This is a genomic window from Shewanella sp. S1-49-MNA-CIBAN-0167 (genome assembly GCF_040310145.1).
GTDB lineage: Bacteria > Pseudomonadota > Gammaproteobacteria > Enterobacterales > Shewanellaceae > Shewanella > Shewanella psychromarinicola.
Map to the genome: position 1 here is coordinate 1 of NZ_JBEOPO010000105.1, position 794 is coordinate 794.

At 44.0% G+C, this 794-nt stretch carries 1 protein-coding gene; it reads left to right on the forward strand.

Annotated elements, in window-relative coordinates; genetic code table 11:
- Positions 1–45: 45 nt before the first annotated feature.
- Positions 46–794 (forward strand): transposase (locus AAEZ00_RS20570; RefSeq protein WP_351089721.1); only part of this gene is annotated, 749 nt, incomplete at its 3' end.

A 794-nucleotide genomic window follows, 5' to 3' on the forward strand; every position in this document is an offset into this window, starting at 1 on the left:
ACAATAACCTACGCTTTATTTACCCTTTCAAAATGGTAATTAAAGATGGCCAGACCAAGACAAACAATTGTTAGCTTAGATGACACGCCTTATTATCACTGTTGCTCACGGGTAGTGCGTAAAGCCTTTTTGTGTGGGATTGATAATTCAACAGGTGAGGACTTTGAGCATCGGCGTACATGGGTTGATTCTCGTATACTGGAACTTGCCACCATCTTTGCCATTGATATCTGTGCCTATGCAGTGATGAGTAATCATTTGCATGTGGTGATTAAAGTCGATGGCGACAAAGCTAAAATTTGGTCAGATAAAGACGTGCTTATGCAGTGGCACAAAGGCTTTAAGGGGACGTTACTGACGCAGAAGTTTGTTAAGGGTGAAGACCTAAACGAATTTGAACTTAACACAGTGAATGATTGCATAACCCAGTACAGACAACGCTTGGTCGATATCAGTTGGTTTATGCGCTCCTTGAGTGAGCCGATTGCTCGAATGGCCAATAAAGAAGATAAGTGCACTGGCAGATTCTGGGAAGGGCGGTTTAAATCCCAAGCGCTGCTCGATGAAGCCGCAGTCTTAGCTTGTATGGCTTATGTCGACTTGAATCCTATCCGCGCCAAAATGGCCACCACAGCAGAAACTTCAGACTACACCAGCATTCAACGCCGAATACACTCAGCGATAAAAGGCGAGCAACCAAAAGAGTTACTGCCTTTTGTCGGTAATGAACGTCAGGATATGCCAAATGGCCTGATGTTCAGTGTTAAAGACTATATTGTGCTGGTGGAAGATAC